Here is a 14,698-nt window from a genome sequence, read left to right as displayed (position 1 = left end):
TTTTGTGAAAAATTCATAAAAACTGTTAAAAAAATATAAAAAAAGCAAAAACAGCTATCTGTTTTTAGATAGCTGTTAATGTTAATTCATTGTTACATTAGAATGATGCACAAATTAATTTGTGATAGCAGATTCTTTTTTGAAGTATTCATTAAACTCCGAAACGCTCATAGAGCCTACATCTCCTTCACCTTTTTTCCTTACTGAAAGGGTATTTGTTTCACTTTCTTTCTCTCCAACAATAATCATAAAAGGTATTTTACTCACCTCTGCATCTCTAATTTTTCTGCCTATTTTCTCATCTCTTCTATCTATAAAACCTCTGATATCGTTTTCCTGAAGCTCGCTAAATATTTTTTCAGCGTAATCGTGATATTTCTCAGAAATAGGAAGTACCGCAATCTGTTCAGGAGCTAACCAAACTGGGAAGTTTCCACCAGAGTTTTCTATAAGTATAGCCACAAACCTTTCCATTGAGCCAAATGGTGCACGGTGAATCATTACAGGTCTGTGTTTTTGGTTATCAGCACCTACATATTCTAGCTCAAATCGCTGAGGTAACTGATAATCTACCTGAATGGTACCCAATTGCCATTTTCTGCCAATGGCATCTTTTACCATAAAGTCAAGTTTAGGTCCGTAGAAAGCTGCTTCGCCTAATTCTACAACAGTATCAAGGTTTCTCTCTGCTGCTGCTTCTTGTATTTCTCTTTCTGCTTTTTCCCAAAGTGCATCTTCACCAATGTATTTGGTTTTATTTTCTGGGTCTCTCAAAGATACTTGAGCAGTATATTCACTAAATCCTAAAGATTCGAATACATATATTACAAGGTCAATTACTTTGATGAACTCTTCCTTCACTTGATCTGGTCTACAGAAAATGTGAGCATCATCTTGCGTAAAGCCTCTTACCCTTGTTAAACCATGTAACTCACCATGTTGCTCGTAGCGATAAACAGTACCAAATTCTGCAAAACGAACTGGTAGTTCTTTATAAGATCTTGGTCTTGTTTTGTAAATCTCACAGTGGTGAGGGCAGTTCATTGGCTTAAGCAAGTATTCCTCATCTCCCGGAGTACTTATAGGTCTAAACGAATCTTCGCCGTATTTTTCGTAGTGGCCAGAAGTTACATATAGATTTTTATGTCCGATATGTGGCGTAATTACGGGCTCATAGCCTGCTTTTACCTGTGCTTTTTTAAGAAAGTTTTCTAACCTTTCTCTTAAAAGTGCACCTTTAGGTAACCACAATGGCAGACCCATTCCCACTTTTTCTGAAAAAGCAAAAAGTTCTAATTCTTTACCAAGTTTTCTGTGGTCACGTTTTTTAGCTTCTTCAAGTAATTCGAGATATTCCTTAAGTTCTTTGGCTTTAGGAAAAGTGATGCCGTAAATTCTGGTCATCATTTTGTTTTTCTCGTCTCCACGCCAGTAAGCCCCTGCCACATTCATTAGTTTTATCGCTTTAATAAAACCAGTGTTAGGAATATGCGGCCCACGACATAAATCAGTAAAATGACCTTGTTGATAAAAAGTAATTTCTCCGTCGTTTAAGCCATCAATTAGCTCAAGCTTATATGGATCGTCTTTTTCAGTAAAATATTTAGTCGCATCATCTTTAGAAATTTCGCTTCTAACATATTCATTTTTTTGACGAGCCAGTTCTAGCATTTTAGCTTCTAGCTTTTCAAAGTCGTCAGAAGAGAAAGTTTTATCGCCAAAATCTATATCGTAGTAGAAACCACTTTCTATAGCAGGTCCTATACCTAATTTTACTCCTGGGTATAATGCTTCTAAAGCTTCGGCCATAAGGTGAGCAGAAGAATGCCAGAACGTTGCTTTACCTTCCGTATCGTTCCATGTGAGAAGCTGCACCGTTGCATCGTTTTCAATTGGACGTGTGGCATCCCACACTTCTCCATTTACTTTAGCCGCGAGCACATTTCTGGCTAACCCTTCACTAATGCCTCTGGCTACATCTAGGCCAGTAACGCCTTTCTCATGTTGTCTGACCGATCCGTCAGGTAAAGTGATGTTAATCATGTTTAAAATTTAATTTTATAAAAATTATGAATCACAGTTTTGTGACAACAAAATTTGATTGTGCAAAATTTGCGATTTTACAGATAGTTTAAAAGTAATTGTCATTAAAAAGCTTTATTAATCATGAATTTTAAAATTATTTAAGCTTTAAAGAAAAATTACATGGACAGTTTTTTAATACGAAAGGCTATTGTGCGTTAATTCAACTAATGTAAATGACTTTTTTTATTGGATACAAAGCCCATAAAAATGGGATTTTTTTAAAACAAACAAAGGATGCCGTCAAAGACAGGTGATTTTTTTGCGCTTCATTTCATTGTTTTGCTCAGCAGTGCAATTCCTATTATTGTATTGTTTATATCATTACCTGCTTTGGAGATCGTATTTTACAGAACATTAGTAGCTTTTTTGTTTCTGGGAGTCTTTAGTTATGTAAAAAAGTACAGACTAAATCTTGAAATAGATGCATTACTTAGAATACTACTTAGTGGTTTACTCACAGGTATTTACTGGTTGCTATTAGTAGCATCTGCTAAAATTTCTAATGCGACAGTTTGTTTGATAGGTATTTCCACCACATCTGTTTGGGTAAGTTTTATAACTCCTTTTATAGAAAAGAAAAAAATTAATTATGTACAGCTAATCACTGGGGGAGTAGTAATTGTTGGCATTTTAGTAATTACTCAATCTGGCATAAAACATCCACTTGGTTTGGTTATAGGTATTATTGCGGGCTTATTGGGCGCTATTGTTACTGTTTTTAATGCGAGATTAAGTAGAGGATTTCACCATTACGTAATTACTTTCTATCAAATGGCTGGAGCATGGTTAGGTACTGTTATTTTTATACCTATATACATGTTTTTTATAAGTACAGAAGGTTATTCCATTATGGTTCCAACATTAAAAGATTGGGCTTTTATTGCAGCGTTGGTTTTTGTATTCTCTATCTTTATTTACTCTCAGTTTATAAAGTTGATGAAATCCATTTCGCCATTTACTGTAACCCTCTCTGCGAATATGTCTCCTATATATGGAATTTTAGTAGCACTTTTATTTTTGGGTGAAAAGGAGCAAATGAATTTCTCTTTTTATATAGGTGCACTATTAATAATAGGTTCAGTTATTTTATACTCTGTATTAGAGAGCAGAAGAAAGCTGAAATAAATTCAGCTTAACTCACTCATCTCTAAATCTTATTCGAAATAGGCTTTTTTAATTTTTTCAGCCAGTACTTCATTTATTCTTTTATAAGACTCAAACGTCCAACCACCAACATGTGGAGAGAGCAATACATTTGGCAACTTAGAAATATAGTCGAAGGCTGCTGCTTGGTTTGGAGTAAGGGTTGAAAGTTTTTCGTTTTCCAATACATCTAGCCCTGCTGCAGTAATTAACTCTTTTTCTAAACCATATTTAACTGCTGAAAATGGAACAACAGGTCCACGAGCAGTATTAATAAGATAAATTGGCTTTTTAAACTTATCAAGAAAAGCCTCATCTACCATTTTGTTACTAATTGGAGTAAGTGGTATATGTAAGCTTAAAATATCTGTTTCATTAAAAAGCGTTTCCAAATCTACCATTTGTGCATCGCTGTTGGTTTCCACATCTGGTTTTATGTCATAAGCAATAGTTGTGCATTCAAAACCTCTTAGTCTTTTAGCAAAAGCTTTTCCCATGTTGCCATAGCCTATAATACCAACAGTTTTACCTTTTACCTCATACCCGCGATTAGCTTCTCTTCTCCATTGTTTATTTCTTACTTCAATATCAGCAGTGTGTAACTTGTTTAAAAGTGATAGCAACATGCCCAAAGCATGTTCACCTACTGCATCTCTGTTACCTTCAGGAGCGTTAAAAAGTCTGATTTGTCTTTTCTCTAAATAATCTTCATCAATTTGATCTACACCTGCACCAGCTCTGGCTATAAACTTTAGTTTGGCTGCTTTTTCTAGAAAGTCGATATCAACTTTCATTTTGCTTCTAAGAATTAATCCTTCATACTGAGGGATTATTTCCAATACTTTTTCTGGTGTAATATCTGGGAAATGGTCGGATTGCAAACCGAAATCGCTTAGTAACTCCTGAATTCCAGGATACATCTCATCTATGATTAGACACTTCATAAGCTAATTTTATTTAAATATTTATTATGATAGTTTTAGTTTTTGCCAAAAATATTCCAGTCGAGTGAATTTTCGATGAAAATGATTTTTATTTTCAGCTTTTTGATTCATACTAACAACAGGCAAAAAATAATTTTTTATGCATCCGGTATTTTTTGAGTGGGATACACCAGCGATTCTAAGCAGTTTTCTTCCAGATAAAATAACAATATATAGTTATGGGTTTATGATTGCCTTAGGAACTTTATTGGCATATTGGCACACCGCATATTATTCTAAAAAGCAATATAATGTAAAAATATCCCAGACGGCAGACCTTGTAATTATACTAATTATAGCTGCATTTGTAGGAGGTAAAGCATTGTTCTTTTTAGAAGATCCGCTTAGATATTTAGAGTCTCCAAAAGACATATTTGCTGGTTTTGAAAATGGTTTTGTGTTCTTTGGGTCGCTTTTATTTTGTATACCCGCAATGTTGTGGTTTTTTAAAAAGCATCAATTACCAGTAACTGGCATGTTAGATATTATGGCTTTAACCACATGCATTGTGCATTTTTTTGGCAGGCTAGGCTGTTTTTTTGCAGGTTGTTGCTATGGTTTACCAACAGATTCTGCATTGGCAATTACTTTTACCGATCCTCGTAGCCATGCAAGACCACTAAACGAAGCACTTCACCCCTCTCAATTATATAGTGTGTTTTTCTTAGGTATGATCATTTTGTTTTTGGGTATATACAGAGCCAAGAAAAAGTTTGATGGGCAAATTTTTCTATTGTATTTAATGATCTACTCTTTTGGTAGAATGTTTTTAGAAGAGTTCAGAGGAGATTACAAGCGTGGGTTTTTGTTTAACGGCTTAATTACACATTCGCAATTAATCAGCTTACTGGTAATTTTGGCGGTATTTTGTGTTTATATCTGGTTGTATAAAAAGTCTCTTAGAAAAAATAATTAAATATTTTTAGTTTACCTTTGAATTTGCAGGCAATAAATCTTTGCAAAATGCATAATAAATTAGAAAAAAATCATGTAAGAATTATGCAATACTAGTCGGCATAAATTTTTAATTGATCTTAGTAATTTCTAATTTTAATTAATTAACAAATGTAAATAATCCCATCTAACAAATAACCACGACGACTAAATCTCGTAAAGGAAGTATCAATAAATAAAAATATAAGTTTATAATTTATTGATAATCAAGTTGGTTGAAGTGTTAATGCACCTTTCACTAGCAATTTATTTGAAGTAATTGATAAGTTACCTTTAGTAGGTTTTCTAGTAAGATAGGCTAATAGTTAACATTTTATATCGAAATTGATTAGTAGATTATATTGTTAGTAGTTTTTATTTGCAGGTAATAAATTATATTTTTTCAGTAAATTAAGCTTTCAGAAAATATTATTATTAGGTGTAATATTTGATTGTACTTAGGAAGTAAATCTACTGATATACCAAATTTTATAAGGATTTTCAATAAATTAAGTCTTCAAAATCTATTATGAGAAGTTTAAACCTGGCATTACAAGTAAATAAAAGAGCACTGCCTCTAATAATCGTATTGTTTGCTGTTTGCTCACAGTTATTTGCCCAATCACAGGAAGTGTTGTTTTTTCCTGATTCTCGCTCAACGAGAATAAAGTCTATGGAAATAAATGCCGATTTGGTTAAATATCAGGTGGCAAATGATCAATTAGGTCAGTTTTACAACATTCTAAAATCGGATATTATGATGGCTATCTATCCTTTAGGTACCTATCATGTGTACTCTGATGCGAAAAAGGATTTAGTGAGTGTTGCATATGCATCTGGTACTAATAATAAAATCGATAAGCTTGTAACCAAAGAGAAAAAGGTAATTGCTGCTAATATCACTGATATTAATATGGGCAAAGTAAATTATAAAGACCTTAAATCTGGTAACCCAGCTTCTGTTAATACAAGCAATTTGTATATGATTTTATACAAAGATGGAAAATACCAAATGTATGCTGCCGCAGATGAAGTTGCAAAAGCTTTGAACGTAGTAAGCGACGAGATTAAAGGGATGGACAATTCTTTGGCTACTGGTAATTTTCAAAATGTTTCTTTAAACACCAATTCAGGTAGTACTACCACTACTACTAACACTGGTAGCACTGGAGATAACATTTTGGACGAAGGAATGCCAAATGTGAAAAAAGAAGAGTTTGAGGAAAAAGCACTTGCAAAAACCAAAGAGTTAGAAGATTATCTTAGGTTAATTGCAAACAAGAATACTAAATTCCAAAAAGCTAATGAAGCTATAGATGCTGCAGTAAAATTGTTTATTGATGCAAACCGCGTAATGGAAGTATCTTCAAAAAACAGATCTGTAGTAAAGAAGTATGAGATCAGAACTTATTTTGAGAAATTGAAACTTCTTAAGTACGATGACGTAAGAGTTTCTTGGTCTGATATCAGCTACGTAAGTAACATTCGTAAAGGTGAAGATGGAAACTACTACGGAATCGTAACGCTTCAGCAAAAATTTGAAGGTTTTATAGATGGTGCATTGGTTTACACTGATGTTACCAAGAAAAACATGACTGTAATTCTGAAAACATACGACAAGTACGTAGTAGGTGAAAAACAAACCTTATGGGATGTTTACTTAGGAGATATTGGAGTTGTGCAGACCGAATAGGAGATAAATGAACTAAAATAATTTTTATAACAAACAACAAATCAGGTTTTGTTATAAAGTATGGCAATAAAATCAGGCAGGTATAAGTCGAATAGAAGAGCCTGCCTGTAATTATTTTAACCAATTTAGTAACAATGAAACTATATCTTTTCTTAATCAGCCTACTGACTGCAATTCAGGTTTCAGCCCAAAGCATAAATTTTAGCAATGAGAATTTTGCTTTTGAGGTTAAGCAAATAGATGAGTTTATTGAAAGATTTAACAATTCAGAAAAAACTCTAATAAACCAATACCTTAAAGAAAATTATAGCGCTGAGGATATTTCTAGAAGCGATTTAATCAAATCTTTATTTAACCAAAGTGATAAATCTTGGAAGCTCAACGAAGTAACTGAGTTTATTAAGCAAGTAAATAACAAACCATATATGCTTCATTTTGATGATGAAGATTGGTATGCGAAGCTTAATTGTACTGTAATATATCAGGGAGACGAAATTCCAATGACGATGATAATGAACATCGAGAAGAATCCTAGAAGCAATGCAGTTAAGTGGGTTATAACTTCCGTAGATGCAGATTTTTTATCTCTACCCGAAAGTTTAGATAAGTCTAAATCTATTAATCCAGCAAGCCACGGTACTAACTTTGTGTCTTTGGATAGGGCTTTAGATGATACTTCGAACATGAAAAATTATGTTTCGAGAGATTTTGTGCCAGATCAGCTTACATTGTTTATGAGTTTGCTCTCTTGCAAAAACATCTCAATTAAGCAGGTAGATAAAATCGAGTATCATTTCTTGCAAATAGACGGATGGACTTTTACAGTTAAAAACTTTGAGAGAAACGAGAAAAACTCAGGGTGGCTTGTTAGTAGCCTAACGAAAATGGACGATCATCAGAAAAATGAATTCAAGAAGAGAGTTCTAAATCTAAAATAACCGTGAAAAAGTATTCTATTTTTTTCATAAGCTTATGCTTTTTTTCTTTTCAAGTAAGGGCTCAGGCAAGTCAGATTGATTCCCTCTCTAATGGCGATATTAATGAAATAAAATATTTGTCAGAGTCTTTTATTGAAGAGTTCGAGTTGTTGCTTAACACTGTTGTAGATCCAGAACTTGGAGAATACAAGAGAAATGAAATTTCAGTAAACAGTTACAATCCTGCTTCAGGAAATCAGATTTTTGTAGATGGAGATGTTATTATCGAAGATGATATCGACCCTAACTATTTTGAGTATCAACAACGTTCAAAAGATTCGCCGGTAAAAAAATACCTAAACGATCTTGACTTGTTTTACGAGAAGAGTGTTGAACCTACCATCGATTTTTCTGAGATTGAGACATTTAGCATAGGTGTTAAAGACTATGTTTATGCAGTGGTATATTATAAAAGCTTTTTTAGGAGCCAACATAGAATTATAAAAAGACCTTACAGACAGTCTGAAAGAGTGGCGACTATTAAAGCGGAGCGAATAGGCAGACGCTGGAAGCTTTCAATTGTGAGTATTGTGTTTTATAACCCAGATAAGCATGTTAATGAGCTAAATCCGGATATATCTCAAATACCTTTGGAGCTTACAGCAGAGTTTAATTCTCCTGCTCAAACAGATTCGACTATATTTTTGAAATGGGGTGGAAAATCTAATAATGTATTCCCATTAACATATAATCTGTATGAAGGAGGGATGCTGCTAGCAAGCATGAAAGACTCTACTTATCAGGTAGTTGATTTAAAGCCTGAAACCAAGTATAATTTTCATTTAACAGTAGTGGAAGACTCTACTGGCCGAATTTCGCCTTCTACCAAAACCTTTAGTATAAGTACTAAAGAAGCGCCAAAACCAATACCTGTTAAAAGTTTTGCTTTTAAAGATGTATTGCCAGTTTATAAAAAAGGTTTTGACTATCAATTGGAATGGAGTAACAAGCTCAAAGAAAGTGGTGCCAGACTTGAAATTCGAGATAAGGATGGTGAGCTACAACATGTAATTGAGCAAAGCCAATTGAGAAACTCAACAGAATGGACACCAGATGACTACAAAGTAGGTAGTGGTTATCAATTCGTTTTGCGTGATCCTAAAAACAAAGAAGATATTACTTACAGTTCTAGTTTCAAAATTGTAAGAAAAGTACCACTATTCCTCAAGATAGCACCTGTATTAGTTGTAGGTGCAGTAGTTGGTGTAATCGCCAGCGGTAGTGGCAGTAGTTATTAATTTTTGAGCAGGTTCTGGTAGATACCCGGTGCAGAACCGGGAATTGGAATAGCCCCAACGGTTTTTTTATAAAAGGCTACAGGACCTGCTCCACCAATTATTCCATAGGCATACCCCGATGCTTTTAGTGCATCAAGTGCCATTAATAATAAGAGTTTTCCCAAACCCTCTCCCCGAAATTTTTCTTGTACACCAGTTGGGCCGAAAAACCCTTTGCAGGTTGTTTCATAACAGGCAAAGCCGGCTATTTCTTTGTCTTTAATAGCTACTATACAAGAAACTGGCTGCCTCGAAAAAGCAATTTCCACCTCATCTGCCCATAAAATACTGAAATGTTCTTTTACCCAATTTTTCACAAAAGTTTTTTCAGGAGCAATGGCATTTTTAAAAAAGTAGCCTTTTTCTTCGAGCTGCTTTTTTAGGAGCGCATATTCTGGTAACTCATACAGCTTTACAAGCAAATCGGTCATTCTTTCTGTATTTTAGGGTTTGAAAGATGAAATTTATGATAGATTTGCGAACATCAAAAACTAAATTGAGTTTCGAATTACATTTGAAATCTTTTGGTGAATTGAGAATGCTGCTTGCAGGCTATTTTTATAATTTTTGTAAAATATGAAGAAAATATATTTACTGTTATTATCAGCTGTGATTTTTATGTCTTGTTCTGCGGAAAAACAAAAAGCAGATACTGAGGTAGAATCAGATTCAACAGTTGATACTTTTAAAATAGAAGAACCATTACCTATTCCTGGAGCTGCTTCTTTTGATGAGTACCTTCCAATTTTAGAAGGCAAAAAAGTGGGCTTAGTAGTAAATCACACCTCGTTGATTGGAGATGTACATTTGCTAGATACATTACTAGCTCAAGGAATAACAGTTACAAAAATTTATGCACCAGAACACGGGTTTAGAGGCGAAGCTGATGCGGGAGCACATATAGAAAGTTCTGTAGATAGTAAAACAGGAGTGCCAATTTTTTCTGTTTATGGTAGTAAAAGAAAGCCAGATGCAAAGGATCTTGAAAATGTTGATATACTTGTTTTTGATATACAAGATGTAGGAGCAAGATTCTATACCTACATCAGTACGATGCATTATATGATGGAGGCCAGTGCAGAGAACAATAAAAAGATGTTAGTGCTAGATCGCCCAAATCCTAATGGCGATTATATTGCCGGCCCTATTCGTGCTGAGGGACTATCATCTTTTGTTGGTTTAGATCCAATACCACTTGTTCATGGACTTACCGTAGGCGAACTAGCCCAAATGATTAATGGAGAAGGTTGGCTCGCTGGGAATAAATCTTGCGATCTTACTGTAATCCCGGTAAAAAATTACGACCACAATACAAAGTATTCTTTACCTGTAGCTCCATCACCAAATTTACCAAACGATGTTTCTATAAGGCTGTATCCTTCTCTATGTTTGTTTGAGGCTACAGTAATGAGCATTGGCAGAGGTACTGATTTCCCTTTTCAGGTAGTAGGTTATCCAGATAGTACTTATGGAGATTTTGAATTTACTCCTGTAAGTATGCCTGGTAAATCGACTCATCCTAAATTAGAGAATAAAAAATGCTTCGGGGTGGACTTAAGAAATACTTCACTTGACCATCAGTTTACACTAAAATATATTATCGACTTCTATAAAAAAGCTAGTAACCATACTAAGTACATAGATAGAAGTCAGGTATTTAACAGGCTAGCAGGAAATACTACTTTGCAACAACAACTTAAAGACGGTTTGAGCGAAGAAGAAATTGTAAAAAGCTGGGAGCCAGAACTGGCAGAATATCGCCAAATGAGAGAACAATACCTTTTATATCCTGATTTTGAATAACTAAAATTATTAGCATGACTCCCGGAATTGTTTTTACAGTAATTTTCGGCTATTTCATTTTATTGATTATTATTTCTTGGTTTACATCCAGACATGCCACCAACGATACTTTTTTTACAGGTAACCGCGAGTCACCTTGGTATTTGGTTGCTTTCGGAATGGTAGGCGCTTCACTTTCAGGAGTAACATTTATATCTATTCCCGGTGAAGTAGGCAACAGTAACTGGTCTTATTTCCAACTGGTATTAGGTTATTTGCCGGGTTACTGGGTAATTGCCGGTATATTAATGCCGCTCTACTATCGATTAAATCTGGTTTCGATATATAGCTTTTTAAAAGAAAGATTCGGGCTGAACTCCTACAAAACAGGTTCAGCTTTTTTTCTGTTATCCCAAACTGTAGGTGCTTCATTTAGGCTGTTTTTAGTGGCAGGAGTGTTGCAATTGGCCTTTTTTGATATTTACGGAATCCCTTTTGAAGTAACAGTAATTGTGACCATTTTTCTAATATGGATTTACACTTTTAAAGGAGGTATTAAAACCATTGTTTGGACAGACACTCTACAAACCTTGTTTATGCTGCTTTCGGTAGTAGTAAGTATTTATATTATCGGTAGTGATTTGAATCTTGGAGTAGGGGATATGATTGGGGTAATAAAAGAACATGAGTACTCGAAAATGTTTGTTTGGGACTGGCAAGCTGGAAATAACTTTTTTAAGCAATTCTTTTCGGGAGCCTTTATCGCGATTGTGATGACAGGCTTAGACCAGAATATGATGCAGAAGAATCTAACTTGTAAGAACCTTGGTGAAGCGCAAAAAAATGTAATGTGGTTTAGTTCATCACTCATATTTGTAAACCTTTTATTTTTAGGTTTAGGGGTGATGTTATACGTTTACGCGGCTGATAAAGGCATTACTTTTCCAGTAGATGAAACAACTGGTAGGTTTTTATCAACAGATAAAGTATTTCCTCAATTAGCACTAAATGAGTTTACAGTTTTTGCAGGAGTCGTATTTTTATTAGGAATTACTGCTGCTGCTTACTCAAGTGCAGATTCGTCTCTTACAGCACTAACAACAGCCTTTTGTGTAGACTTTTTAAATATTGATAAGAAAGAAGAGAAAAGTCAGAAAACACAACGTATCATAGTTCACATTGCATTTTCTGTTATTATGGTGATGGCAATAATCAGTTTTAAATACATCAATGATGATAGTGTAATCAATTCTGTTTTTAAAGCTGCCGGCTATACTTATGGCCCACTATTAGGTCTCTTCACATTTGGCCTGTTTACAAAAATCCAAGTGAAAGATAAGTTTGTGCCATGGGTATGTATTGTATCGCCGATACTTTCTTACTTGCTAAATGCTTACTCAGAAATTTTACTGGGTGGATACAAATTCGGCTTTGAAATTTTAATGGTAAATGGTGCTTTTACATTTATAGGTTTGCTATTGCTTAGAAAAAAATCTTAAAGCGCATTGTAAAAGTTAACCAGTTGTTTTACTTCTTTTTCGTCTTTTAAGAAGGGTTTATTTGTTTTAAAATAGTTACTCATAGCCTCTTCTTTATCTTCCATATGTTGTAGAAAGAATTTCTTATTGGCTTTTGCAGGTTGTATCTCATTAGTTTTGGTGTCTAATAGAAACAACTCTGTATAGTGAATATACTCATCGTATTGTTGGCCTGTGCCATAAGAGCTGTTGCTATCTGCCTTTCTAATTCTGCATTTGGGTTTAGATACAAGTACTAGTGTTCCATTGGCTAAAAGCTCTACAAAGGTTTCTTCATCTGGCTTATCTATAGCCATTTTAATAAATGTTTTCTCACTACCTACACCCAAAACTGTAAAAGATTTGATTTTGTAATTTAGAATGAGATTCGCATTATTGTGATTTACTCTTCTGTAAAGTCTATCTTCTTCTACATCATATTTAATATAAACATCTGTAATTACAGTATCTGATGTTAAAGTGATGCTACCCGGCAGCCAATCGTTGTGCAAGAGAGGAGATCCGTTTACTCCTTTATATCGATTATTGAATGTGATTACCGAACCATTGTGCCAGTTTTCTCCAATTTTATTGAGGTTTTCTTGCTGAACAAGGGCACTTTGAGCAGAGCTAGTTTGGAGTGATAGAAATAATAAAACGTTGATAAGTAATAATTTGACAAAGGAATTCATACTAGATATTCATTTTAAATGATCAGAACTTGATTATATAAAAAAGACCCGGCAAATTAAAACCGGGCCTCATTTTTTGTAAGTAATTTTCTTAGAGATTAATTATATCCAGCATTCTGACTAAGATTCGGATTAACATTTCTCTCTCTTTGTGGAATAGGGAATACAAGTTCCTCAGCATTGTAAGGAAAGTTTCCAACTGAGCCTTGCAGTCTTTTTATATCATGGATTTTATGACCTTCAAAAGCAAGTTCAAGTCTTCTCTCCATATATACATCATCTAAAGTAACTGATGTTAAAAGAGGAGCATTGGCTCTTTCTCTTAATGTATTGATATCTTCAAGTGGAGAAGCACCAGTTGTAGTTCCTTCTTCTAAGTTAGCTTCAGCACGGATTAAGTACATTTCTGCTAATCTTAAGATAGGTACATTCCCGTAGTTATTAGTAAACTTATAAGTTAAAGAAGTGCCGCTATATCCGTAGAACATCATTAAACGATCATCTAATGGCCATTTAATTGATTCGCCACTAGGAATCGTATCTCCTACATCATACCCATTTGCAAATGTGATATATGTAGGAACAGGGTCACCAGTACCACCAGAAAGTTGAAATAATCCTCCTGATAATATTAAATCATTTTCGAGAATAGAATCCTTCTTTTCATATAAATTAAGATGTGCATTTAATACATCAATATCACCACCAGTTCTTCCTCCAAAGGTTTCTGTAGCAAAATAGGTATTCATTGCATTTGTTCCATCTTGTGATGTTACTTGTATTGCAAAGATATCTTCAAGAGTATTTGATGTATTATTAAATGCTCCTGAGAAAGATGATGTAAGCGAGAAACTACCATTTTCAATTACATTATTAGCTTCATCTCTTGCTGCAGAAAAGTTGCCCATTGTTAAATAGACTCTAGCTAATAATGCTGAGGCAGCAAAGTTGGTAGCAAAAAATCCATTTTCATTAGGAAGTTTCTCTTTAGCGTCACCCAGATCAGATAGAATCTGAGAATAAACGTCTTCTACACTGCTTCTTGATACGTTATTTTCTTCGGTAATAAAATCGGTTGGAGTAAGTATGATGGGTACACCGTCTTGAGTATTGGTAGTTTCTGGATCATATGGTTGAGCATAGAATCTTATCAATTCAAAATATACCATTCCTCTAATAAATTTAGCTTCTCCTTCTACTAGATCTTTTTCTGATGCATCATCAAAAATATCAAGAGCACTAAGCACATTATTGGTAATATTGATAGTTTCGTAACCTTCTAACCAAACTTCACTTGCATTACCATTTACAGTTTGCATTTGCTTATTAAAGATTTCACGAGGTGCATTATAGGTGCCATTCCAAAGAATTTCGCCATTTCCTCCTAATAATTCGGAGTTCATTAAAGTTTCCCCCCCAAATAAGTTATCTACTCCTAATTCATCGTAGGCACCCACTAATACTGCTCTAACATTTTGTGGAGAACTTAGCGCTTGGTCATCCTCTATAGACTGATATGGTTCAAGTTCTAATTTGTCGTCACAAGAAATTGAAAAAGCAGTTAAAAGAGATAAGCTTATTAGCTTTATATATTTATTAATCATAATTTTTTCAGT

General features: G+C 34.2%; 12 protein-coding genes. 7 read left to right on the top strand and 5 right to left on the bottom strand.

All coding sequences use genetic code 11. The annotated features are described in order from the left end of the window. Nucleotides 1-114 precede the first annotated feature (114 nt). Nucleotides 115-2,043: a threonine--tRNA ligase gene (gene thrS / locus OQ292_RS04905; RefSeq protein WP_284684936.1), complete on the bottom strand. Its 1,929-nt coding sequence runs from the start codon at nucleotides 2,041-2,043 to the stop codon at nucleotides 115-117. Between the two features lie 276 nt (nucleotides 2,044-2,319). On the opposite strand from thrS, the gene OQ292_RS04900 reads away from it, so the two are divergent. Continuing rightward, nucleotides 2,320-3,210 carry a DMT family transporter gene (locus tag OQ292_RS04900; RefSeq protein WP_284684935.1) on the top strand — a complete coding sequence of 297 codons (891 nt, stop codon included), beginning with the start codon at nucleotides 2,320-2,322 and terminating at the stop codon, nucleotides 3,208-3,210. A 29-nt stretch (nucleotides 3,211-3,239) separates the two neighbouring features. On the opposite strand, the gene OQ292_RS04895 is transcribed toward OQ292_RS04900, so the two are convergent. Then, on the bottom strand, nucleotides 3,240-4,172 hold the full coding sequence (locus OQ292_RS04895; protein ID WP_284684934.1) for an NAD(P)-dependent oxidoreductase: 933 nt from the start codon (nucleotides 4,170-4,172) through the stop codon (nucleotides 3,240-3,242). Between the two features lie 139 nt (nucleotides 4,173-4,311). On the opposite strand from OQ292_RS04895, the gene lgt reads away from it, so the two are divergent. The 4 genes from lgt to OQ292_RS04875 all read left to right on the top strand — a co-directional run bounded on the left by lgt (nucleotide 4,312) and on the right by OQ292_RS04875 (nucleotide 9,052). Then, nucleotides 4,312-5,127, top strand: coding sequence for a prolipoprotein diacylglyceryl transferase (gene lgt, locus OQ292_RS04890; RefSeq protein WP_284684933.1), 816 nt, complete (start codon nucleotides 4,312-4,314; stop codon nucleotides 5,125-5,127). Nucleotides 5,128-5,673: 546 nt separating this feature from the next. Further along, the gene (locus OQ292_RS04885; RefSeq protein WP_284684932.1) at nucleotides 5,674-6,837 is read left to right on the top strand and encodes a hypothetical protein; all 1,164 of its coding nucleotides are present in this window, start codon (nucleotides 5,674-5,676) and stop codon (nucleotides 6,835-6,837) included. Nucleotides 6,838-6,971: 134 nt separating this feature from the next. Beyond that, nucleotides 6,972-7,775 carry a hypothetical protein gene (locus OQ292_RS04880; protein WP_284684931.1) on the top strand — a complete coding sequence of 268 codons (804 nt, stop codon included), beginning with the start codon at nucleotides 6,972-6,974 and terminating at the stop codon, nucleotides 7,773-7,775. Between the two features lie 2 nt (nucleotides 7,776-7,777). Next, complete coding sequence (locus tag OQ292_RS04875) at nucleotides 7,778-9,052, top strand: hypothetical protein (RefSeq protein ID WP_284684930.1); 1,275 nt, start codon at nucleotides 7,778-7,780, stop codon at nucleotides 9,050-9,052. Here OQ292_RS04875 and OQ292_RS04870 read toward each other — a convergent pair. After that, the gene (locus OQ292_RS04870; RefSeq protein ID WP_284684929.1) at nucleotides 9,049-9,522 is read right to left on the bottom strand and encodes a GNAT family N-acetyltransferase; all 474 of its coding nucleotides are present in this window, start codon (nucleotides 9,520-9,522) and stop codon (nucleotides 9,049-9,051) included. The genes OQ292_RS04875 and OQ292_RS04870 overlap by 4 nt on opposite strands. Nucleotides 9,523-9,709: 187 nt before the next feature. On the opposite strand from OQ292_RS04870, the gene OQ292_RS04865 reads away from it, so the two are divergent. Together OQ292_RS04865 and OQ292_RS04860 are read left to right on the top strand one after the other, a co-directional pair. After that, the gene (locus OQ292_RS04865) at nucleotides 9,710-10,894 is read left to right on the top strand and encodes an exo-beta-N-acetylmuramidase NamZ family protein (protein WP_284684928.1); all 1,185 of its coding nucleotides are present in this window, start codon (nucleotides 9,710-9,712) and stop codon (nucleotides 10,892-10,894) included. 14 nt (nucleotides 10,895-10,908) lie between these two features. Further along, nucleotides 10,909-12,372 (top strand): sodium:solute symporter, encoded by a 1,464-nt coding sequence (locus tag OQ292_RS04860; RefSeq protein WP_284684927.1) that lies wholly within the window; start codon nucleotides 10,909-10,911, stop codon nucleotides 12,370-12,372. Here OQ292_RS04860 and OQ292_RS04855 read toward each other — a convergent pair. Then, a complete protein-coding gene (locus OQ292_RS04855; protein ID WP_284684926.1) occupies nucleotides 12,369-13,082 on the bottom strand; it encodes a hypothetical protein in 714 nt (237 codons plus the stop codon). The genes OQ292_RS04860 and OQ292_RS04855 overlap by 4 nt on opposite strands. A gap of 98 nt (nucleotides 13,083-13,180) precedes the next feature. Continuing rightward, nucleotides 13,181-14,686 carry a RagB/SusD family nutrient uptake outer membrane protein gene (locus tag OQ292_RS04850; protein WP_284684925.1) on the bottom strand — a complete coding sequence of 502 codons (1,506 nt, stop codon included), beginning with the start codon at nucleotides 14,684-14,686 and terminating at the stop codon, nucleotides 13,181-13,183. Nucleotides 14,687-14,698: the final 12 nt, after the last annotated feature.

The sequence above is a fragment of the Chondrinema litorale genome, from assembly GCF_026250525.1.
GTDB lineage: Bacteria > Bacteroidota > Bacteroidia > Cytophagales > Flammeovirgaceae > Chondrinema > Chondrinema litorale.
The sequence above is the reverse complement of the archived record's forward strand: the minus strand, read 5'-3'. Positions and strand labels throughout refer to the sequence as shown.